This window comes from Cupriavidus basilensis (assembly GCF_029335485.1).
GTDB lineage: Bacteria > Pseudomonadota > Gammaproteobacteria > Burkholderiales > Burkholderiaceae > Cupriavidus > Cupriavidus basilensis_E.
Genome location: NZ_JARJLM010000702.1, coordinates 1 through 20,721 on the forward strand (window position 1 = coordinate 1; position 20,721 = coordinate 20,721).

General features: G+C 61.0%; 20 protein-coding genes. 13 read left to right on the forward strand and 7 right to left on the reverse strand.

Annotated features, from left to right (window positions below; translation table 11 throughout):
* Positions 1-364 precede the first annotated feature (364 nt).
* Positions 365-667, reverse strand: a complete 303-nt coding sequence (locus tag P3W85_RS43310) for a hypothetical protein (RefSeq protein WP_276269341.1) — start codon at positions 665-667, stop codon at positions 365-367.
* Between the two features lie 324 nt (positions 668-991).
* On the opposite strand from P3W85_RS43310, the gene P3W85_RS43315 reads away from it, so the two are divergent.
* From P3W85_RS43315 to P3W85_RS43335, 5 genes are all read left to right on the forward strand, one after another.
* On the forward strand, positions 992-1,843 hold the full coding sequence (locus P3W85_RS43315; RefSeq protein ID WP_276269342.1) for a transcriptional regulator: 852 nt from the start codon (positions 992-994) through the stop codon (positions 1,841-1,843).
* A gap of 811 nt (positions 1,844-2,654) precedes the next feature.
* Positions 2,655-2,801, forward strand: a complete 147-nt coding sequence (locus P3W85_RS43320) for a hypothetical protein (RefSeq protein ID WP_276269343.1) — start codon at positions 2,655-2,657, stop codon at positions 2,799-2,801.
* A gap of 443 nt (positions 2,802-3,244) precedes the next feature.
* A complete protein-coding gene (locus P3W85_RS43325; RefSeq protein ID WP_276269344.1) occupies positions 3,245-4,249 on the forward strand; it encodes a tripartite tricarboxylate transporter substrate binding protein in 1,005 nt (334 codons plus the stop codon).
* Between the two features lie 717 nt (positions 4,250-4,966).
* Positions 4,967-5,305, forward strand: a complete 339-nt coding sequence (locus tag P3W85_RS43330; RefSeq protein ID WP_276269345.1) for a hypothetical protein — start codon at positions 4,967-4,969, stop codon at positions 5,303-5,305.
* A 100-nt stretch (positions 5,306-5,405) separates the two neighbouring features.
* Positions 5,406-5,642 carry a hypothetical protein gene (locus P3W85_RS43335; RefSeq protein ID WP_276269346.1) on the forward strand — a complete coding sequence of 79 codons (237 nt, stop codon included), beginning with the start codon at positions 5,406-5,408 and terminating at the stop codon, positions 5,640-5,642.
* Positions 5,643-5,868: 226 nt separating this feature from the next.
* Here the strand turns inward: P3W85_RS43335 and P3W85_RS43340 are convergent, their stop codons facing one another.
* The 4 genes from P3W85_RS43340 to P3W85_RS43355 form a co-directional block, all read right to left on the reverse strand.
* On the reverse strand, positions 5,869-6,756 hold the full coding sequence (locus tag P3W85_RS43340) for a LysR family transcriptional regulator (protein WP_276269371.1): 888 nt from the start codon (positions 6,754-6,756) through the stop codon (positions 5,869-5,871).
* Between the two features lie 193 nt (positions 6,757-6,949).
* Positions 6,950-7,105: a hypothetical protein gene (locus P3W85_RS43345; RefSeq protein WP_276269347.1), complete on the reverse strand. Its 156-nt coding sequence runs from the start codon at positions 7,103-7,105 to the stop codon at positions 6,950-6,952.
* 122 nt (positions 7,106-7,227) lie between these two features.
* On the reverse strand, positions 7,228-7,893 hold the full coding sequence (locus P3W85_RS43350) for a LysE family translocator (protein ID WP_276269348.1): 666 nt from the start codon (positions 7,891-7,893) through the stop codon (positions 7,228-7,230).
* A gap of 133 nt (positions 7,894-8,026) precedes the next feature.
* Positions 8,027-8,296 carry a hypothetical protein gene (locus tag P3W85_RS43355; protein ID WP_276269349.1) on the reverse strand — a complete coding sequence of 90 codons (270 nt, stop codon included), beginning with the start codon at positions 8,294-8,296 and terminating at the stop codon, positions 8,027-8,029.
* Positions 8,297-8,872: 576 nt separating this feature from the next.
* Here P3W85_RS43355 and P3W85_RS43360 point away from each other — a divergent pair.
* Both P3W85_RS43360 and P3W85_RS45410 read left to right on the forward strand, forming a co-directional pair.
* Positions 8,873-9,052, forward strand: a complete 180-nt coding sequence (locus tag P3W85_RS43360) for a tyrosine-type recombinase/integrase (RefSeq protein WP_276269350.1) — start codon at positions 8,873-8,875, stop codon at positions 9,050-9,052.
* A gap of 50 nt (positions 9,053-9,102) precedes the next feature.
* Positions 9,103-9,273, forward strand: a complete 171-nt coding sequence (locus tag P3W85_RS45410; protein ID WP_346430336.1) for a hypothetical protein — start codon at positions 9,103-9,105, stop codon at positions 9,271-9,273.
* Positions 9,274-9,514: 241 nt separating this feature from the next.
* On the opposite strand, the gene ybaL is transcribed toward P3W85_RS45410, so the two are convergent.
* Positions 9,515-11,239: a YbaL family putative K(+) efflux transporter gene (gene ybaL / locus P3W85_RS43370; RefSeq protein WP_276269351.1), complete on the reverse strand. Its 1,725-nt coding sequence runs from the start codon at positions 11,237-11,239 to the stop codon at positions 9,515-9,517.
* Positions 11,240-11,500: 261 nt separating this feature from the next.
* Here ybaL and P3W85_RS43375 point away from each other — a divergent pair, with 261 nt between their 5' ends.
* Together P3W85_RS43375 and P3W85_RS43380 are read left to right on the forward strand one after the other, a co-directional pair.
* Complete coding sequence (locus P3W85_RS43375) at positions 11,501-11,797, forward strand: hypothetical protein (RefSeq protein WP_276269352.1); 297 nt, start codon at positions 11,501-11,503, stop codon at positions 11,795-11,797.
* 66 nt (positions 11,798-11,863) lie between these two features.
* Positions 11,864-12,028: a hypothetical protein gene (locus P3W85_RS43380; protein WP_276269353.1), complete on the forward strand. Its 165-nt coding sequence runs from the start codon at positions 11,864-11,866 to the stop codon at positions 12,026-12,028.
* Between the two features lie 229 nt (positions 12,029-12,257).
* Here the strand turns inward: P3W85_RS43380 and P3W85_RS43385 are convergent, their stop codons facing one another.
* Positions 12,258-12,557 carry a hypothetical protein gene (locus P3W85_RS43385; protein WP_276269354.1) on the reverse strand — a complete coding sequence of 100 codons (300 nt, stop codon included), beginning with the start codon at positions 12,555-12,557 and terminating at the stop codon, positions 12,258-12,260.
* A 653-nt stretch (positions 12,558-13,210) separates the two neighbouring features.
* Here P3W85_RS43385 and P3W85_RS43390 point away from each other — a divergent pair.
* The 4 genes from P3W85_RS43390 (at position 13,211) to P3W85_RS43405 (ending at position 20,719) form a co-directional block, all read left to right on the forward strand.
* A complete protein-coding gene (locus P3W85_RS43390; RefSeq protein WP_276269355.1) occupies positions 13,211-14,485 on the forward strand; it encodes an ATP citrate lyase citrate-binding domain-containing protein in 1,275 nt (424 codons plus the stop codon).
* Between the two features lie 22 nt (positions 14,486-14,507).
* The gene (locus tag P3W85_RS43395; RefSeq protein ID WP_276269356.1) at positions 14,508-17,207 is read left to right on the forward strand and encodes a CoA-binding protein; all 2,700 of its coding nucleotides are present in this window, start codon (positions 14,508-14,510) and stop codon (positions 17,205-17,207) included.
* A gap of 518 nt (positions 17,208-17,725) precedes the next feature.
* Positions 17,726-18,589 carry a Bug family tripartite tricarboxylate transporter substrate binding protein gene (locus P3W85_RS43400; RefSeq protein WP_276269372.1) on the forward strand — a complete coding sequence of 288 codons (864 nt, stop codon included), beginning with the start codon at positions 17,726-17,728 and terminating at the stop codon, positions 18,587-18,589.
* Positions 18,590-19,603: 1,014 nt separating this feature from the next.
* Entirely contained in the window at positions 19,604-20,719 is a 1,116-nt protein-coding gene (locus P3W85_RS43405; RefSeq protein ID WP_276269357.1) for a hypothetical protein, read from the forward strand.
* Positions 20,720-20,721: the final 2 nt, after the last annotated feature.

Here is a 20,721-nt window from a genome sequence, read left to right on the forward strand (position 1 = left end):
TGGGTTGAAGCCGCCCCAGGGACTTGATGCGAGGCGACCGGCTCAGCGCCTGCCTCAGCATGAAGCCTTTGATGTGTTCAAGCATTGGTTGCTGACGGAATTGGAGATGGTCCGATAAGCGCGTTGCTAACGTAGGTGGACGGGTGCCACCCCATTCGCCGCGTCAGCCAGCCAGTGCCGGCCGGCTCCGCCGCCCGCATCGCGGCCTCGCCCTTCTTCAGATTCGAGGTGTCGATGCCAATACCGAGGGCGGTGATATCCAGGGTTATTTCTGAGTCGGTAGCTCGGGGCTGCACATTGGCTGCCTCGGAAAAAATGAAACCACCCATGTGGGTGGTTGGAGACTGGCGGGTACTGGGATTTCCTAAGGCGTGCGCCTCAGGCTGATGCGCTCTACGCGCTGTCGGTCGCCGGACACACTGCAGTATGCAATGACGCTTGTGGAAGAACCATGCGCGCTCTTTGCTGTGAATCTGAACTGCATCTCTATCGTGCCGTCCGTTGCGCGTCGCAAAGTTTGCGGCGCTTCCTCTATCTCGAAATCGACCGCGTAAGGCGTCGGCGACATCCGGTCGATGGCCTCATAACACGCATATCTCACAGCATCTTCGATGTCGAGATTACCCGGCTCGTACCAGACGCCGCGAAAGAAGACCATCACCAGCACGACGCCAAGTGCTATCCATACCAGCGGCCGAGCCGTCCTGGCCCACCGACGATCACTTTTGTCCGCCATATCCCACGCCCCGTTCACTTCGCGCGATTCTAGCGGATGAAAAGCGTAGGTGTCTGTGAGCCGCGCCGCTGTTTTGCCCCGCGCAACGGAGGTAACAATAATCCCCCCATTTCGGGTGATGGCGACCGGTAGGCCGCGATGGGAAGATAGGCGGCACAAGCGGGGACCTCCTGCGATGTGAGACCAAATCGCGCACGTTAGTCGTTCGCGAAGCGATTTCTGTAGCCGCGGTCAGTCAACAATCGGCAAATCGATATGAGAAACAGAGCAGCGTTCTCCGGTCAAGAACTAGATGACTATTTCGCATCGTATGTAGGAATGGAAGGGGGCAACCCAGCAGGGGCCGTGTGGTTCTGCGATAGAAGTCCGCATCCGTGGAACGAGTCTTTTCAGGCCCCACTGGTGCCGCGAACGGAGCCGCTAGCGTGGGACGCGAATTTCCGCAAGGTCCATTCTGGCATTATGGGGAAATGGCAGAGCCATCAACGTATCGCACGCATAATGGCGGCCGCTCGTGCAGAGGTGCTAGGGCTTCGGCTGGGAGACAGCGACTCGAAACAGTACTACGGGCATCAGCTCTATGCTCCCGACGGCGCGGAGTTCAAACTGAACCTGTTTCCCCTGCCGGCGCAACTCGATGGCGTCACGCCATGGTCCAAGGCATTCCGCGGACAGTCTTCCCTAGTGCCGATCGCTCGCTATCTAGATCTGTGCCGACAAGGTGGCCGTTTCCGCTTTCTAGCAAAAATCTGCGCATACTGGCGACCGAAAGTCGTGGTTTGTCTAGGTCAGCGACATACTGAGGACTATGTCCGCGCGTTCGCGCTAGATGGAGTCGCGGCGGAAGATCAACAACTGCAGCCGGCAGACTTAGTCAAGTCTCTGCGCGTGCTCGTGCGCGACGGCACCACCTGGATCATTTGTCCGGCTCTGGCGGGACCGTCTGCTTTGAACTCAGATGTCTTGCTAGACGCGTTTGGGAGGATGTTGGCTACGAGGCTTGAACTAGCCGACTTCAGCAGACAGGGCGCTATCGGCAGTTCTTCAGGATGCTGCGAAGTTGAGGGCAGACGTCAATCCAGCAATCTTGCTTCGATCATGCGCTAAGCGGTGCCTGGGCGGTATGCTCGCCCAACTCTCTGCTTGGGCGAGCATACGGCGCATGCCGGTCACTGTTATCGCGGCCACGCTTGGCCTCGTGATGCAGGCGAGCGATTTTTTCCGCAGACCCGTCAAAGAATCCATGATCGCAGTGCAAATCTGCGGCTTCCTCCATGGACTACATTGATGGGGAATTGGCAGCGCTCCCCGAGCTGTCGCGTACAGTCCTTCGATGGGGAACTACGCGTCGGTTCTCGACTTGCCAGCCGTTGGTACCTTGCGTGTCCGAGTGTCGGGCTCTACCGTCTTTTCCGCTTCCCCGCTCGACTCGCCAAGACTCTCGCTCCGAGGATGCGCACACTGGATCGTGATTGCTTGCCAACTTTGGCCGACAAATCTTGAATAGCGGCAGCTCAAAAGCTGCCAGACACCAGGCCCCACAGGATGTAGGCCAGGCTAAGTATCAGCAGGCAAGCCGCCACGCCAGGTGGTACCGCGTTCTGCGGTGCGGCGAGCCGGAATGGAAGTGACCGATAGATTGCTTAGGGGTAATGCACTTAGCTCGATGGCGTGGGGGGCGGTGGGATCGCCGAGGACGAGAAGATCGCAATACCTTATGAGTGGGCGGAGCATTGGCGCGCTCGCCTGATGGCCTTAAGAATCGAGTGGTCCCGGTGTGTGATGCGAGGGTAGTCTTGGCCAGAGGGACTTTTCTCCAGCATGACGAGTTGATGATACGGCAGGGAGTCAGGGTCCACAGGATTCTTCCCAGCCGCTCTCGCGATCGAGGTCTACCGTCCCCTTCACACGAGAATTGATGCGTTCAACCGCATTGAGAGCGCAAGCTGGTTACCAGCTCGCCTCGTTCATGGCGAAAGCAATCGAAAGTCAACTTCGTGACGAGGCGAAAAAGGGGAAAAAGAAGTCCAGCGCTCGAGTACAAGAGGAGCTCGATTATTTTTAGGCCCTGTACCAGGTCGAGACCTTCGCCGGGGGAGAACTGCCGTACGGTGAGCGGCCGCACCCCGCTTGAGCAACAGGCCGATCGTACTCAGGCTGTGCTGAAGCTAGCGCTTACGTCTCTCCAAAGATGATCGTCTCCTACTAGGTGGATGATTGGGGGATCAATCTTCAACACCACAAGCTTAACGATGCTCAGTTGTATGATCGGAATTGTCGTATTCACCTACGAATTCCTGGGCCATTTTTCAGCGGACTCTATACAACAATCCTAACGTCGGTCAAATTAGGGTAGCCGTTCCGAACGTTGGAAGGAAGCGTTAGGGATATAAGAACGCCCCGGCGCTGGCGGCGAATTACCATCTATGGCCACAAACGCCCTATGTCGCGCCGTATAGATGACGCGTCGGCGGCAGCCAGCCGGAAACCAAGAATCAGGAGACAAACATGGATACGACACGTCCGGATCCGCGAGGCCGTGCATGGCTGGCCGTTGCTGCGATGGCACTCGCTAGCACTGCCCTGTGGGGGAATTCTGGCATCGCCAAGGCTGATGCCTGGCCCTCCCGTCCGATCCAGTTGCTGATTCCTTACCCGCCCGGTGGTAGCGCCGATCTGCTGGCACGTCCGGTGGCCGCGAAGCTGCAGGAGCGGCTGGGCCAGCCCGTCGTGCTGGACTACCGTCCCGGCGCAGGTGGCACCATTGCTAGCCAGATGGCGGCTCGCGCCAAGCCAGACGGCTACACGTTGATCATGGTGTTGGCAGCACACGCCATCAATGCCAGCCTCTATCCCAAGCTGCCCTACGACACACGCAAGGACTTTGCACCGGTTTCGTTGGTCGCCAACCTGCCGATGATCCTCGCGGGAAGTCCGTCGCTGAGTGCCAACACGGTACCGGAGCTTATCGCGCAAGCCAAGGCATCGCCCGGCAAGCTCACGTTTGGCTCGGCCGGCAACGGCAATACTGGACATCTCGCTGGCGAGTTTTTCGACTCGGTCACCGGCATCAAAATGACCCACGTCCCGTACAAGGGCAGTGCGCAGGTGGTGACCGCGATGCTGTCCGGCGAAATCCAGCTCACGTTCGATAGCATCTCTACCACTTTGCCACATGTGCGCAGCGGCAAGCTGCGCGCGCTGGCCGTCACTGGCAGCAAGCGCGCGGCAGTGGCACCTGAAGTTCCCACGCTTGCAGAAGCCGGCGTTCCGGGCATCAGTATCACCGGTTGGTATGCAATGTTGGCGCCGGCGGGAGCGCCGCCGCTCGTGGTAGACCGCCTCAGCCGAGAGATTTCCTCGGTGCTGAAGGAGCCAGATCTCAAGGCGACGCTGGCCGCCAGTGGCTACGAGCCGGTTGGATCGACGCCTGAGGTCCTGCGTACGCATATCGACGCTGAAATCACGCGGTGGGGCAAGGTCGTGAAGGACTCCGGTGCGCAGATCCAGTGAGCCAACTCGTCCAAATGTAGGTCTCGATCCACAATGGACTTCGGCCGCACGATAACCCCGTCTTGACTGAAGCCGACTCAGCCTAGCAACCGCATAGGCTGTTGCTGCCAGCTTTTCCAATGCTCAGCCTTCGGATCATCGACAAAGCGCAAAAGAGCCGTAGGCGAATGACGTTGCGAGGTAGTAGTTTCTCGGGCGCGTACCGGACAGCGTAGTTGCGGAACCGGTCAGTACCGAACACGGGCTTTTGTCCGATCCAGCACAGCAGCGGGCCGTTGGGCGCTGCACGGTTAGTCGAGGTACGCGCGCCGCAGGGCAAGAACGATGCGGTCGGCCCGGCGGGGCGCTGCAGCCTGTCACACTCTACTGGAAGGTCAATCACTCTTTCCAGGCCTGCGCGCCGATGGACGCGTACGACCCGGTAAAGCCAGAGGGGAGTCCCGTTGGCTGACATCTCTCCGCGGCGCCGCTGCTGGCGGACTGCGCATAGTGCTTGCCCTTCTCCGAGTTTGGTGCAGTACCACACCAAAGACGATGGCCATCGGGCCCCAATGGACCATGGCCTTGCCAATGCGACTTCTTGCGCGCGACAGCAGCGTCAAGAATGCACGACCACGTCCAGACACCGAAGCCAAGCGGCCAAACCGGCAGAGCCAGCACAAGTAGTAGTTCCATCACGTGTCCTCCCAGGGCTCGACGCTGAGACTAGGGACGTGAATGGGAGTGGCTAATGCAGCGCAGCTTGCGCAGCGCTTTGATCTTATCAACGGCGAAGTCGTCTACCTCTACAAGTACGCCGCCGTCGCCGAGCGAGCACCACCTGGACCGGGTGGGGTTCCGTTCAAAGAGCGGAGGCCTATCCGTCTCGGTCTGCTGCGCGACTTGACAAAGGCTCTGCCGCAGCACCAGGGGAGTGTTCTCGACGATCAGTTTCAAAAGGACGGCGACCACATGACATCCGCCACATTCAGCGAGCCGCCCTCTTGGTGTGTGCGTATTCTCGATAGTGATTGCGCAATTCTGCTGTTTCCTGGGAAAACCTCATTTATTGTGTAGTCAAAGCCGTCGACGTTGCAATCGTTTTCAATTCAATCGGTGCAGGGAAGCGAGAATGCCGAACGACGCAGGGAAGAGTAGACGGGCTGGAGGCGTCTCGGTGAGAAGCGAATCAGAAGAAAACTATCCCGAATGGGTGATGGGTGCCGACGATCAGCGTCGGTTGCGATGGATTGAAGCTCAGAGCGCGACGGTGACGTGTGTGAGCGAGTTGAGCGGCAACACCTACTTTAGCGAATGGCGTGTCGTTCGAAGCGATGCATGGGGTGAAGCGAAGGAAGTGCTTGGGCGCGGCGCCACCGTCCCGGAGGCGATCGATGCTGCCATTGGGAGTTGATCGCCGGCGGGATGGGGCCTCGGCTAGGCAGTCAGGCACCGCGCACGCTGCTTGCATCGTGGCTAGCCCCATTGCTCTCCGGACGTGCGATCCGGAAGCGCTCGCATTTCGCTCGGCGGAGCATTTCCGAAAGGGATGACGTTGCACCGGGTCGCTGCGACGTGAACAGCCTGATCGGTGATCGTGAACGCCGAGACCAGTCTGCACGCGACCCCTGGGCCGGCCTTCACACTAAAAGGCGAGCCGACATTGCTGCACTTCGGCAGCATGTCTCCACCCGGCGGAGATGGCGCGATTCGGGATGCGTGAGGAGCCACAGATCCGTCTCGCACTTGTCAAGTGGCTCGGTCAGGTGAACAACATCGCTGCGCCCATCGGCCAGGAACAAGGGCACGATGCCCACGCCAAGCCCGAGTGCAGCCAGTTCCAGCACGGAAAGGATGCTGTTGACGCGGTAGCGCGGGGCTGCCTTGGGAAAGTAGCGCTTGCGCCAAACTACCGAAGGGTGTTCGGGTAGCGCATCGTCGGGCGCGATCCAGTCGGCCCTGCCAGCCTCGACCTCGGCAAATTTGGTCACGCTGCCTCTCTTGGCCGCGTAGAGCGCGACGCGGATTGGCCCGATGTGCTTGCCCACCAAGTGCTGCGGCGGGCGCTTGGTCGCCTGCACCGCAATATCAGCATCACGCCGGGTCAGGCTGGCCAGTCCGTTGCCTGTATGGAGTTCGTAGCTCAGTTGGGGATGAGCCTTCTGCAGGCTGCGTAATGCGGGCGCGACCAGGCCGTGCAGGACGGTGTCGGTCGTCGTGATCCGCACCGTGCCCGAGATCGGTGCCGGCGCTGCCTCGACGGATGAGCGTGCCGCTTCCAGCGCCACCTCCATCTGCTCGGCGTGCTCGGCCAGTTGGGTGGCCAACTCCGTTGCGAGGTAGCCCGAACGCGTTCGCTCGAACAAGAGACGCCCCAGGCCGCGCTCGATGCGCTGCAGTGAGCGGAACACAGCGGAGGCATCCACGCCGAGGCGTTCCGCTGCCGTCGCCAGGCTCCCACCGCGCACCAGCGCGAGTGTCACCTCCAAGTCCCCAGGGGACATTCTGTATTGCGTCTTCGCAATCATAGCTTGCCATTCGGCCGCAGCGAGTGCGGGATAGCCATAAACGATCAGACTAGAAACGACGATTCCGGTCAGGATGATCCCCAGGACTGCGTGTGTGATCCAGCGGCAGAAGGGGATTTTCAAGATTTCACGTCTGGTTGGATGACCAGTTCGATTGATTATGGGACGAGCATGTGCGAACGGATTCGTATCGTCAACGCTTGCGGCCTTCCCGAATCCGTTCAGCATGGCTCCACTGGAGCGCACAATAGTCTTCAAGAAATCGCTGGAGCAGCGCCACGTCGGTATCGCCGTAGCGTTCGAGCAATTCCAGGCCACCCGCCTGGATCGGCCCCCAGAGCGCGCTCACGGCGCGCTTCGCGGAAGGGGGTGGCTCGACCAGCACGCCCCGGCGGTCATGTGGGTCGTCGGCACGCCCGACATTTTTTCTGCTGCACTGGGCGGCACAGCTGCGGCTTGGCGCCGGCAACCTCATCGGCTTGTCGCCATGCGCACTCCCAGCCCCACCAGAGCAGCGCCCATCAGTGCATCGACAGGTTTACGAATGCGCGCATAGACAGAGCGCACGACGCCCACAGAGAAGAAGGAGGCCAGCAAACACATCCATGTGCCGGTGATACAGAACACCACGGCCACCACTGCCGCATACACCCACGACGGCGCTCCCACAGGTAGCAAAGTGACGAACAAGGTCGCGAAGAAGGTTGCGGTCTTGGGATTGGTGATTCCCACCAGGAATCCTCTGCGCCATGCCTGCCCCGCGCGGAGGGGCGGCGCCTGTGCGATGTCTTGGGTCCCTGCTCGTGCACGAAGGGCTCCCGCCAGCATGCGCACGCCAAGGTAGATCAGATAGGCCGCGCCGGCCAGCCGGATACCTTCATAGAGCCAGAAAAACTGCTGTATCAGCAGTCCGAAGCCGAACACCGCCAGGCTTGCCCAAATGGCCACGGCACAGGTGATTCCCAGGCCGACGAACACACCGGAACGGCGCTCACTCAACGAATGAGAGGTCACCGCCACGAAGTCTGGCCCGGGGCTGGCGCAAGCCAGAAGAATGATGCCCGAGAGAGCGAGAAGCTGAGGAAGGTAATCCATGGCCGTGGGGTCAATGTGTTTGGAGAAGGACGTGAAGCTCACGCAGCTTGGCATTCAGCAGGAGGTGCCATGGGGCACCTTACCACCGCGCGGGTTTGCCGCTTCTGCCATGCAATGGCAAAACGGGTCGCCCAGCTCGCCGCTGCGCTGGCCCTCCATTCCGTGTGTCGGCGATCTATTCACCGAACTCTAGCTGACTGCGCGGCGCCTGCGGGCATTGCGCATCCAGTGATTCGCGGTACTTTACACAGCCGCGCATGAACTGCGGCCAGTCGGGGACGAGCGGCACATGGTTGACCTGTTCGGGGAGCAAAGCCCACAAGTGCGGGTGATACCAGCACAGGTCATGGCCGGAGGTGTCGCGGTGGGTGCGGATGCCGGCGCGCAGTGTCTTCACTTCGGCGATGAGCTGTTCGCGCGTCATGGTGTCGAGGTCCTTGTCCATGGGGCTCTCCGGGCAGATGCAGCATGCGGTGTCTGTGGTTGATCTGAGTTATCAGTGCATGGGCGTCCTCGGCCAAGGGCACATGGCCGGTCGCACTGTTGTGCAGCGCGTCGCCCCCCTCTGGGGTCTCGCCCCATTCGGGCTTCCATCGTTCCCTCGCTCCGCTCGGCTGACGCGCAGTGCATCGGCACTACCCAAAGGTTACACACAACGCCGCCATTCTGGCAGCGTTGTTCATTGCAGGCCCCCATCGGACCCTCCCGCGACGTTCCCCGGCTCAGTTCAGCGGTGTCTCGCATTGCCCAAGGTGCGGGTCCCACCTGAATCGGCGTCGGACACCGATGTTTCTGAGCATGCAGCCCGCCGCCAGACCTACCACGCTGTATTGGCAGATCAAGCGCTTCTTCCAGGCCGGCTCCAGGGAGCTTGGCCTGGAAGAAGCACGCGCCGCCAGCCCCGTCGATGCCGCCGGCATCGGCACCGTCATGCTCGCCAAGCAGATCAAGGGCTTCATGACGGCCTGCGCCGGCACGCTGTGTCTTGCCGACCCGCGCGGCGCGGCTGGAGGCGGCCAGCATGCACTGGCTGCGCCATACCCATACTACCCAAGCGCTGGCGGCCGGGGCGCCGCTGGAGGTAGTGCTGCAGAATGCCGGCCACGCGTCGCTCGACACCACCACGCGCTACGCGACCACCGAGGCGGCGCGGCGGATGGAAGCGATGCAGGCCGTGTGGGGTGCCGGCAATGATGATTGATTTTGCGGCCCAATTCGTTGCACCTTTCCGATTCCCAAAACGATATACCTATGTCTCTTGAGATTGAGCGCGCCGCAGCCACGGTGCGGATCCGTGTGCAGATGGCCAGGCATGGCCTGACATGGACAGACCTTCTGGCAGCCGGCTGCTTTGCCGTCGTGGCGCCACCGCCGCCGGTTCCCGAGCCGCCGCGCACCTACCGCAACGCCGAAGGGCAATAATGGGACGGGCAGGGCGAGATGCCGACCGTCCTCATGAGACGGCCGTACAGGGCTTCCCCGGCCATCGAGTTTGGAGCCACCGAGTCCATAGTGACCCAATACGTCCGGAATCACGATATAGCTTGGTAGTGATAGCGGAATCATGAGCTTGCTGCTGGGCAGCACAGTCGCCAAACTGCTCACCGGGCTTCCATGCGACACGCTGTTGGTGCCGGAACCGCGCGCCAGCGTGCAACGGCGCTCAGGCGTGGCCAGTAGCCGAAGGACTCGACTGCGGCGCGAAACGCTGGAGTACGTGGCAGGTCATGCTCCTGGCCAGTTCCTCCTCGCCGAAGAAGACCGTTCCGATCCCCTCCTTGCGCAACATCAGTGACTCGTCCTCGCTGTGCGTGCGCATGACGATCTCGATACCCGGATTGAGCGTGCGAGCCGTGTCGGCCATCTGGCGAACATCGAGAGAATCGGACGTTGCCACCACGAGCATGGCCGCGTCGGCGATGTGGGCCTGAATCAGCACCGAGGGCTCGGCGGCGTTGCCCGACACTGCCACCATGCCCTTCTTGCGTAGGTCCTCAACCAGTTCCCGGTTCTGCTCCGCCACCACATAGGGGATGCCGCGGGCTTCCAGCGCACTGGCGATCCGTTTGCCCACCCGGCCATAGCCCACCAGCACGACTTGACCCTCCAGATACTTGCGCTCGGTATTCATAGGCAGTTCGGCATAGGGGTCGCCCCGCTGTTCCAGGCGGCGAGCCAGTTCCGAGCGTCTGAGCACCCAGCGGCGCAACGGCTCGATGGCCGCGAAAAGCATAGGATTCAGGGCAATAGAAATGAGTGCGCCTGCCAGCACCAGGCTCATGCCTTCGGCGGGCAGCAGGCCAAGGGAGAGCCCCAGCCCGGCCAGGATGAACGAGAATTCTCCGATCTGCGCCAGGCTGGCAGAGACAGTCAGCGCGGTGTTGAGCGGGTAGCGGAAGGCCAGTACGAGGGCCAATGCCGCAATGGATTTGCCGACGATGATGATGGCCACCACGCCAAGTACGTGCACCGGCTGTTCCATCAGGATAGCCGGTTCGAACAGCATGCCCACCGACACAAAGAAGAGCACAGAAAAGGCGTCGCGCAGCGGCAGGGATTCCTGAGCCGCGCGGTGGCTGAACTCGGATTCCCGCATTACCATCCCGGCGAAGAATGCTCCCAGAGCGAATGAGACGCTGAACAGCTGGGCCGCACCGTAGGCAATGCCAATGGCGGCGGTGATTACCGACAGGGTGAACAACTCGCGTGAGCCAGTCCTCGAGATTTGCCACAATAGCCAGGGCAGCACGCGGCGGCCGGCGATGAGCATCAGGGCAATGAAGGCCGACACCTGCAACAGCGTTTGCCCGATAGTTGTCCACAAGGGTTTTGATTCGACTGCTGGCACCTCCACGGTGCCGCCCAGGACGCCGGCCAGCGGCGGCAACAAGACCAGCACCAGCACGGTGGCCAAGTCTTCGACCACCAGCCAGCCGACCGCGATGCGACCGTTCATGCTTTCGAGGACGCCACGTGCTTCCAGGGCCTTGAGCAACACTACAGTACTGGCGCACGACAGGGCCAGGCCGAAAATCAATCCGCTGCCCCAACTCCATCCCCACCACCACGCCACCAGCATGCCCAGCACCGTGGCCAATGCCATCTGCACCACCGCACCTGGCACAGCGATGCGTTTAACCGCCAAGAGGTCATTGAGGGAGAAGTGCAGGCCGACACCGAACATCAGCAGCATGACACCTATCTCGGAGAGCTGGGAGGCCAGATGCACATCGGCCACGAAACCGGGCGTGCCGGGGCCGATGATGATCCCGGCCACCAGATAGCCGACCAGCGCTGGCACTTTGATTCGCTCGGCAAGGAACCCAAGGATTAAGGCGATGCTGAAGCCAGCGGCAAGCGTGGTGATCAGGGGTATGTTGTGTTCCATTCAGAGGCCGCAAAAGTTGGGGGATCAGGTCCTCGCAGCCGCGGCAGCGGCACGTGTGGCCTGCCGCATCGATACAACGACCTCGACCACGCCGTACAAGGATATCGTAGAGGCTGCCACCTGCGACGGCCGCGACGTCATTTTTATGGTGTCGCACGGCTGTCGCGGCCTCGCAGGTCTATTGGTTGGAAGTAAAACGCAAAAGGATCCTCACCCATTGCAAGATTCTGGTCTTCGCCTACCACTAATACACGGATTTGATTGCAGTCGTTACGTGTTGCCACCTACGCCAGCATTGCGTTGCGACCCAGCCCGCTGCGGCTGGCCGGCGCAGAGATCGAGCGTCCCTGTCTGGTGGTGCCCTACGGGACCGGTACGGCAGAGTTCTTCCAGATCGTTGTCAGCCGCTACCAATACATCATCGAGCGAGCCATGTTTGACCTCGATCCTTATGCGGAGCCACGATCGCTCGATGATCTGCTGGAGCAGGCGTGCTCGGGAATGACGCTAGATGAGCGCAGCCCGTGTGGCAGCCCTCATATCAGCTCGAGCGGGTAGGGGATCTGGCGGAAACTGCGCCTGGAGGCCGAGGCGGACAAGGCGCGGAAAGCTGATTTGGAGCGAATGGTGATCTGCATCTGCGATGTGCAAACAGGGGAGGAACTGCGCATTCGCTACCTCGATGTGCATCCGGAACAACGGGTGCTGAAGCCACACCTGGCGCGATTCTTCGCCGATTGGGAGTGCTCCAGTGCCGGACAGCATGGCGCCGTGCTCAGCGAGCATTGAGTGTCCGAGGTGTCTGACTACACGAACCCGGAGGATCAGTTGCGCCACCTCACCGCGGTTAGAGCGACAGCGAACGGTATCGGGTCATGGACCTATGGCCACAATGATGTAGCCGGAGGGCAGAGCCTGAACGAGCATCACCGTCTGACGTCCCTCGCCGGAGAGGAACTCAGACAAGGCATACGGGACTCCGCTCGGGGCAAATTATGAGGCGCGACAGGCCGGGAAACTAATGCCCGTGAGAGGGGCTGTTTGCGACTGCGGAGCTAGTCTGCTCTGCATATAGATCGTGTGCTTTGGCCTCCTGCCGGCGCTGACGATCCTCTTGCTCGGCGATGACGCGCAAGGTCGCGCGCTTGAGCAAGGACCCGTCGGTTAGCGCGGCGGCGAACGATCTCAGTTCCTCGAGCGAAATTCGAACCGGCTGGCTATCTGTCTGCATGTCGATCTTGCTCTGGGGTGGATAGATACTATTGTCCGCAGCGCAAGGCATTGCAAGCGACATAACCTTAAAGGTACGCAAATCCATCAAGCTCTGCGCAATCGAGATAGCTTGATGCCGGCAAGCCGTCGTCAACTTCGTACAAGGGCGCGTTGCAACCCCAGGCGCGCCATCATGCTGATCGGGCTGTGTTCGGGAGAGCGTTCCACCACCGCGTCCAGTACCACGCCATTGACTCCGGTTTCTGTTCGAGAAGACGGAGGGCGGCCCAATTATCGTCACCTTGAAAGGGGTGGTATCAGACGGTCTTAGCTTGGTGAACACCGTACCAGGGGCGGCGCGGACATCTACTGCGCAAATTGCGCAGTAGATGCGTTTTTAAGATATTTATCTGCCTCGACTCTTCATATTGAGGGCCCGGATGTCCTGAACGGACACAATGAGAGTCGTACTCCAATGGATGCAGCGACTACCTGGCGTATTGCACTTGGCCATTTCATGGCGCGCGTGCCGGCATACGCACTCAGGGTGTGTGTACTCATGATCACGGATGATCTTTTCTTCCTGTCATCGTTATTTTCGGGTTGCGGCTTGGGCGCGGTCTGCTGGCGGCGACCCGTTGCGTGCTCGACGACAAATATTGCTTGGCTGGCAAAATCTCTCTCAAGATGAAAGCATGGTGAAAGCCTTGGTGGACTAGGATGCCGCGACGATAGCAATTACCTGACGATGGAGACAACATGCAAATCACCGGCATGCTTCACGGCGCTCGGCTGCTACAGCTCGTGGGTTTCCCCGCGGCTGAGGTGCTCGGGCCCGACGCCAATGACGACGAGATCAAGGCGCTTATCGAACGCCACAAGCAGGTCTTCATCAAACCGGTGTTCCGCGGTGGTGTCGGCAAAAAAGGTAAGGCTGGCCTGCTCAGCCGGGTAAGCGACCTGGCCTCGGCACTCAAGGAGAAGGAGCGCCTCTACTTCGCCGAACACCACCATGGCAATCAGCAGGCCAAGGCCAATGGCGTGACCTTCGAAGGCGGCGTGCCGTCGGACTACGAGATCTACTTCTCGCTGACCGATTCCACCGAATTTCGTGCCCCAACCATGACACTGACGCACCACGGCGGCATGGATATCGAGGAACTGCACGAAAGCCAGCTTGCGCGCGTGCCCTTCAGCCCTTTGACCGGCCTCAAGGCCTTTGTCGTGGCGAACGCGCTGAGCGGGCTGAACGCGCCCAAGGAAATCATCTCGCCGCTAGTGCAGCACTTGCCAAACCTATGGGATCTGTTCCACGACTACGGCATGACCACGCTGGAACTCAATCCGATCCGCATGCGCGCGGACAAGCGCGGCAGACTGACGCCGGTTGCCTGCGACTTCAAGTGCGGCTTTGACCGCGACGATCCGCGCTGGCAGCGCCTGAACCTGCCGCCTCATCTTTTCGCGGTTGATACCTCTCCCTTCGAGCAGGAGATCAACCAGCTCCGCACCTACCAGGGCCAAAGCGACGTATACATAATCAACGAGAAGGGCACGATCCTGGCACCGACCTTCGGTGGTGGCGCGAACTCTCTCGTCACGCAGATGCTGGGTGACGACGCGATCATCTCCTCCGACTTTGGCGGAAACCCGCCGTACGAGAAGATGAAGGCGGTCGCCAGTATTTGCTTCAAGCATTGGCTCAAGCAGAGCAACGTGCTGTTCATCATCGGCGGCAAGTCCAACAACACCGACATCTTCGAAACCTTCCGCGCCATGGCCGACGCGCTGCGCGAGCATTTCGGAAAGTATGGCGCCTCGCCGCTATACGTGGTGGTCGGGCGCGGCGGACCGAACCTGGTACGCGGCATGGCAGTGCTACGCGATACATGCGAATCGCTCGGTCTGCCCTACGTGAGTTTTGGCTTCGACTCGGCAATGAGCGAGGTGGTGGACTATGCTCGTAAGGTAGACGCCTGGATGAAAGCCGGTGGCCGTGCGCAAGTCGCGGCCAGTTTGAATGTGACCGCCTGAAGTCACTGCACAGGAGACAGCCATGCGCGCCAAAGGTGTTGGTGATTTCAAGTATTTCGTCGGTATTCAATCCTTGTCTGAAGTGGCGACACGCGAAGACCGCGTGTGTGTGCTTAACATCATGGGTGGCGAGTCAAGCGACGTGACGCCGGTAGGCCATGCCTACTCAGGGGGCAATGTGGTGTTCGGTACCTCGCCGGGCCGCAAGGGGCAAGTGCTCGACACGCCGGTGGGCCCGATCCCGGTCTACAACAATGTGCGGGAAGGCTTGGAGGCGGGCCACCGCTTCAACTGTGGCGTGGTCTATTTGCCGCCCTCGGCGGCCGACGATGGTGTCGTCGAGCTGATACGGGTCAATCCCGACCTGAAGAAGATCTTCATTCCAACCGAGAAGATGTCGGTGCACGACGCCCGCGAAATCCGCGCGCTGGCGCAGCTCAATGGTGTTGATATCTTCGGCGGCAATAGTCTCGGCGTTGCTGATGCCTGGAATCAGGTGCGCATCGGTGGCGCGCTAGGCGGGGACGCCCCGGCCGACACCTTGCGCAGGGGCTCGATTGCGATCCTGTCGAACTCCGGCGGCTTTACTACCACTATTGCGCAGTACCTGCGCATGGCCGGATGGGGCACGACCACGTTGATTTCAAGCGGCAAGGACGTCTACATTCACTACGCTGCCCCCGAATTCGCCTTCGCGCTGGCCAATGACGACCGCAGCAAGGCTGCCGTGCTGTACTGCGAACCCGGCGGTTACTACGAACGCGATGCTGTTTTCACCAAACCGGTGGTGGCCTGCGTGGTTGGCCGCTGGAAGAGCAAGCTGACGCGCGCTGTCGGCCATGCCGGCGCCATGGCTGGCGGTGCCGACGACGCTGAATCCAAGGAGCGCTGGTTCATGGAGAAGTTCGGCGTGAGCGCGTTGTTCACGCCACAGAATCCGGTGGTGTCGGCCAAGGGCGCGGTGGTGGTCAATATTGCCCACATCCCGGCCGCGTTGACCGCGGTAATGCGAGCCAACGGCGTGCAACCCGATTTCGGGCCGGAAGGCACGATGGAACTCAAGCCCTGGTTCAGTGCAAGCCGGGGCTTGCAGCTTCCGCCCGAACTCGACCTCGCCGTGGTGGAGGCCCCCGTGCCGTACGGCCAGCAGATCACCGCGCTCAGGCAGCAGATCGGCGCCGTGATGCCGCGCCAGACCATGAAGGACACTTCGGGTGCATCGCAGATGGATGCCAGGACCCAGCTGACCAGTTTGCATGGCGTTTCGATGCTGGATGCAGCGCAGTTCCTGCTGGAGAGCAACGTGAACCTGGCGCTGCTGCACGAACCCGGCGGCGTCAACGACCAGCGCCTGATCAACGTGGCGCTTGGTGCCGCGTTGAACCTGCATGGTCATCCCGCCCTGGCGGGCGCGCAAGCGGCGCGCGATAATGGTAACGCGCCCAACAGCGTACTGGCCACGGCGGCCAGCATCCTGGGGCCGCGTACCCAGGATCGCGCGCGCGCGCTGACGCGCATGCTGATCGTCGCATTTGCGGCGGCCGGTCTCGACGATGCGATGAACGAGGAGTTCGACATCGGCAAGATCCGGCTCGAAGACCCAGCCTTGTTCGTCACCGACCAGCCAGACGACCGGGCCAGCGCCATGCTGCAAGGACTGAAGGCCCGGGGCGCCAAGTCGGTGTTCGTCAGCTACCTTCAAACGCTGCCCGGCCACGTGACGGAGGATGCGGTGCTGGCGGCTATCACGACCACGTTGGCCTGGGGCCCGCTGATGCGCAAGCGCGTGTCGCGGATCACCGCGGAGAGCCTGCCGTGGTGGATGCGTCTGTTCGGGGCGCTGATCGGTGCCTCGGTGCCGGCGGACCAGCACGAGGCCGGCAGCTTCTGCGGCATTGCAACCAGCGACATCCTGGCGCGGCGGTCCATCAGCGAGGTGGTGTTCGTCGCGCTGCTGGGCCTCGCGCCCAGTGCGGCCGATCTGTATGCATTCCAGGTGTTGGTTGGGCTGCTGCTAAGCAACGGGCCCGGCACGATCTCCGCCCAGGGCGCCAAGGGCGCGGTGTCGGCGGACGGGCCGGAAGACCCGGGCCGCGTCCAGCTCAACAAGGCGCTGGCGGGCTTTCTCACGCACTCGGGTTATGCGCATGGAGGCAACGGCTATGAGGGCATCGCATTTCTGATCGAGCAGTTCAAGGATTCAGAACTGAAGGATCCTGGCGATCCGAACCACGGCATCGACCTGAAAGCGCTGGCGCAGCGCTACGTCAAGCGCTACGCTGACTACAAGGCGAACAAGAAGAACACGGGCAGCCTGGACATCCAGAAGATCCCCGGTGTCAACCACCCGGTGTTCAAGGACAAGCCAGTGAACCACGACCCGCGGGAGGTATTCATCGGCAAGCTATTCGCGGAGCGCGGCGAGTACAACGTGTTCCACGTGTTCTACAGCACGCTAGTGCAGACGCTCTTCGACGAGGGGGTGTCGCGCACGGTCTACTGCGTGAATATCGATGCCGTGATAGCCGCGCTGCTGCTCAAGATGCTGTGGCAGCCCTACCAAAGCGGAAAGTACTCGGGGAGCGCGATGGAGACGGCCGCGTTCACGATCTTTCTGTACCCCCGCATGCTCGGCTGTGCTGCGGAGATCGACGACCACCTGAACAGGGGCCGCAATATGGACACGCGTACGCCGGCTTCCAGGTGTGAGTTCGTGGCTTGAGTGGTGAAGAGGCGCGATGGCGAGCCCCGCTTACCCGTTCGATGGTGATCGCCTCCGTGGTACCGTTGCTGCGGTACACGGCGATGTGCGGGGATCGCCTAGATTCACGGTCGCCGGCAGTTTCGATCCGTATCTTGCGGAGGCTCGCTGCGGCCCTGGACGATGTAGCTGCTACCTGGCCGTCAAATCCATCAGCATCAAATCGACAGACTCTAGACAGGTTATAGACAGGTTCGACGCTTAGAATCCCGCTACGCTGGCCGCCATATCGGCCTGCCATCACAAGTAGCCCGGCACGCAAGATGTGCTTCCGACAGGAGGCACAGCCCGTATTCCACGCGGCGCTCTTACCAGGTCCGCTTTGCAGGTCCGCAACGGATCGCCGGCAACCCTCAGAAAAATAGGAGACCGCAATGCCTCATTCATTTCATCGCTTTGCCCATGTCGTCATGGTTTCTGCCGCGATCACCGTCACCTTGGCCGCTGCCCCCGCCTTCGCGCTCGACAGCGTGAAGTTCATGATCGGCGCCAATCCTGGCGGTGGTTTTGACCAGACCGGCCGTTCTTTGGGCGCGGCGCTGGTTGCCGCCGGGGTTGCCAAGACGGCTTCCTACGACAACAAAGGCGGCGCGGGCGGCACCATCGGTCTTGCGCAGTTCGTCAATACCGACAAAGGCAACCCCAACGCGATGATCGTCACCGGCGCGGTGATGGTGGGCGCGATCGAAACCAACAAGCCGCCGGTCACGCTGAAGAACGCGACCCCGGTGGCACGCCTGTTTGCCGACACCATGGTGATCACGGTGCCGGCCGCGTCGCCGCTGAAGTCGATCAAGGACCTGACCGCGCAGCTCAAGGCCAATCCGGGCAGCGTGAGCTGGGGCGGCGGCTCCAAGGGTTCAATTGACCACATCCTGGCGGGTCTGGTTGCCAAGGAATCCGGCGTGGACCCGAAGAAAATCAATTACGTGCCGTTCCAGGGCGGCGGCGAAGCCTCGGCCTCGATCCTGGGCGGCCACGTGACGGTGGGCATCGCCGGTGTCTCCGAATTCCTGCCGTTTATCAAAAGCGGCAAGATGCGCGCGCTAGCCGTGACGTCCAGGGAACGCACAGCCGATATTCCGACGCTGAGGGAGCAGGGCGTAAGCCTGGAGATCTACAACTGGCGCGGCGTGTACGGCGCGCCGGGCATCACCACAGAGCAACGCAAGGCGCTGGTGGATGCGGTGGTCAAGGCGACTGAAACCCCCTTGTGGAAAGAAACCCTTGCCAAGAACGACTGGGCTCCGTTCTTGCTAACGGGCGATGAATTCGGCAAGTTCGTTGACAACGAGTCTGCCCGCCTGGGTAGTACGCTGCGCGAACTGGGTGTGGCGAAGTAAGCGCCTGGCAAGTATCGTATTGTTTCACCATTTACCTGTTCCCTGCCTGCGGCGTGGCGCTCCATATGCAAGGCGCAGGGGAGTTTGGTGTTTAGCTGCGATACTCAAAAACCAAAAACTACAGATCGCCGGACCCTGCCGCGCCGGGATTACAAACCGCGGGAAGCGTGAGGTCTACCGACACGACCGCGGGCAACGCTTGAATGTCTTAGTAAATCAAATGCAATCGACCGAACCGTCAGACTCCAGCAATACTTGCAGCGACCGCTTGCCCGTTGCCCCAGACTCTTTGACAGACAAGCCACAGACTACCGCTCACAAGCGAAGCGACGCCCCCCGCCGGGCGGTCAAGCTTGTGTTTCGCGACAGTGGATCGGACGACGAGACGCTGCGAGGGATTGCGATCCTCGGCTATAACTAGCTCAATCCACGATGAGCCTGCACGACCGTGCGACATCATTTTTTGTGCATCACTCCAATTGGGCTGAGCGGATAGAAAAGGAGACATCGAGATGTTCTTTCTAAGTCTCTGTGTGGATCGTACTCGTGCTGGGATACCCGTCGGTTCAGCGCGTTCCTTGTTGTCTTGGAGCCCTGAAGGAATGGGCGCGTTGTGGAGAGTAAACGCGTTAATGCTCCTTCGGCTGCTGGTTGGGCCGACACCCCACCGCCGCCCGTGGAACGCTTGCACGCCGATGCTGAGCATCGCGCGGCAATGGCGAAATCCACACCTCTCGATGCAACAGGGGTGATGTCTCCCCACGCCAACTGAGGGTGTCGGAGTCTGTGTCACAAAGTCTGCGTGGAGAGAGCGACCAGGCTCGCCTGTCGCAGATGCATCGGGAGTTCCAACCGTTCCAGCGGCGTTTGGGCACGGCTTTGCTTATTTCTGGCATCATTTGGGCTAATCGCCGGATAGATCGTATCCGGGTAAATCCCAGGTATTGCCAAAAGGTTGCTGATCCGGCTGCTTAGAGATTGAAAGGCGCGGTTACAGCAAGCTCTTAAATAAGCATGCAAATAACGTACCTTTTCAGTTTCCTACCCGTTTTTTTGACGCTGGCCCTGATCCAGGCACCGGCCTTGGCAGCCAATGGCGCGGGTTCCGAAGACTATCCTTCAGCAACGGCCGCGCAGGAAACGGCCAGGGCGCGCGACTCCCGGCCGCAGGCGGGTGGTACATCCAACGCTGTCGGCCGGCCTATGTCGGAGTCGGGGCTGGCTGAGCTCCAGAGCGCGGCGATGGCGCGCTTTCAGGCCCGGGACTATGATGCTGCCGTTGCACTTGCGCGGCGCTATCTTCTAGCGGGCGGCACAGATCCGGAAGTGCGGCGATTGCCCGGTCGTGCGTATTTTCTTGGGGGGGATATCCCGAACGCAGCACGCGAACTGCAACTGGAGATCCAGGCAGCCGAGAAAGCAGGACGGGCTCCCTCGGAAGACAGCTTGCGACTGCTCGGCACCTGCTATCTGCGGCTCAAGGATAGCAATGCGTATTCCTGGAGCTTGGAGCAACTGGTGACCTATCACCCACGCAGGGAATACTGGGCTGAATTGCTGGAGCGGACGCAATCCAGACCGGATTTCGGCAAGCGCTTAGCATTGGATGTACAGCGGCTGCGCTTTTTGACCGATACGCTTGGCAGTGCTGCGGACTACGTCCGTACCGTCAACCTGGCACTGCAGGCGGGTTTTCCACTGGAGGCACGGTCAATCCTCGACAAAGGCTTTGCGAGCGGCGTCATGGGGGCTGGCAAGGAAGCGGAGCAGCACAGGCAATTGCAGGCGCTGGTTCGGACACGTGCGGATGAAGAACGGGCGCGTCTGGCAAGACCCGATAGCGCAACGAAGGCCGCCTCCGCCAAGGATGGGCTTGATCTCGTGCACCTCGGCTTCTCCTATGTGACCAACGGAGAATTCCCGAAGGGAATCGCGCTGATGGAGCAGGGTTTGCGGAAAGGGGGCTTCGGCAGCATCCCGCAGGACACCCGGTTGCGCGTTGGCATTGGCTACCTGCTCGCCGGGCAGAAAGGGAGGGCGATCTCCACCTTCAAGAATGTTGGCGGGATGCACGGCGCTGCGGATCTGGCGAGGCTCTGGGGTATCTATGCGCAGGGGTTGCCAGGATAGTG

What these genes read in the sequence shown, in the direction of transcription:
- P3W85_RS43320 (WP_276269343.1), top strand. Translation starts at nt 2,655, where the DNA reads ATGCGTTCAACCGCATTGAGAGCGCAAGCTGGTTACCAGCTCGCCTCG.
- P3W85_RS43330 (WP_276269345.1), top strand. Translation starts at nt 4,967, where the DNA reads ATGGGAGTGGCTAATGCAGCGCAGCTTGCGCAGCGCTTTGATCTTATC.
- P3W85_RS43315 (WP_276269342.1), top strand. Translation starts at nt 992, where the DNA reads ATGAGAAACAGAGCAGCGTTCTCCGGTCAAGAACTAGATGACTATTTC.
- P3W85_RS43325 (WP_276269344.1), top strand. Translation starts at nt 3,245, where the DNA reads ATGGATACGACACGTCCGGATCCGCGAGGCCGTGCATGGCTGGCCGTT.
- P3W85_RS43405 (WP_276269357.1), top strand. Translation starts at nt 19,604, where the DNA reads ATGCAAATAACGTACCTTTTCAGTTTCCTACCCGTTTTTTTGACGCTG.
- P3W85_RS43390 (WP_276269355.1), top strand. Translation starts at nt 13,211, where the DNA reads ATGCAAATCACCGGCATGCTTCACGGCGCTCGGCTGCTACAGCTCGTG.
- P3W85_RS45410 (WP_346430336.1), top strand. Translation starts at nt 9,103, where the DNA reads ATGTCTCTTGAGATTGAGCGCGCCGCAGCCACGGTGCGGATCCGTGTG.
- P3W85_RS43340 (WP_276269371.1), bottom strand. Translation starts at nt 6,756, where the DNA reads ATGATTGCGAAGACGCAATACAGAATGTCCCCTGGGGACTTGGAGGTG.
- ybaL (WP_276269351.1), bottom strand. Translation starts at nt 11,239, where the DNA reads ATGGAACACAACATACCCCTGATCACCACGCTTGCCGCTGGCTTCAGC.
- P3W85_RS43380 (WP_276269353.1), top strand. Translation starts at nt 11,864, where the DNA reads ATGGTGATCTGCATCTGCGATGTGCAAACAGGGGAGGAACTGCGCATT.
- P3W85_RS43385 (WP_276269354.1), bottom strand. Translation starts at nt 12,557, where the DNA reads ATGGATTTGCGTACCTTTAAGGTTATGTCGCTTGCAATGCCTTGCGCT.
- P3W85_RS43360 (WP_276269350.1), top strand. Translation starts at nt 8,873, where the DNA reads ATGCACTGGCTGCGCCATACCCATACTACCCAAGCGCTGGCGGCCGGG.
- P3W85_RS43355 (WP_276269349.1), bottom strand. Translation starts at nt 8,296, where the DNA reads ATGGACAAGGACCTCGACACCATGACGCGCGAACAGCTCATCGCCGAA.
- P3W85_RS43395 (WP_276269356.1), top strand. Translation starts at nt 14,508, where the DNA reads ATGCGCGCCAAAGGTGTTGGTGATTTCAAGTATTTCGTCGGTATTCAA.
- P3W85_RS43400 (WP_276269372.1), top strand. Translation starts at nt 17,726, where the DNA reads ATGATCGGCGCCAATCCTGGCGGTGGTTTTGACCAGACCGGCCGTTCT.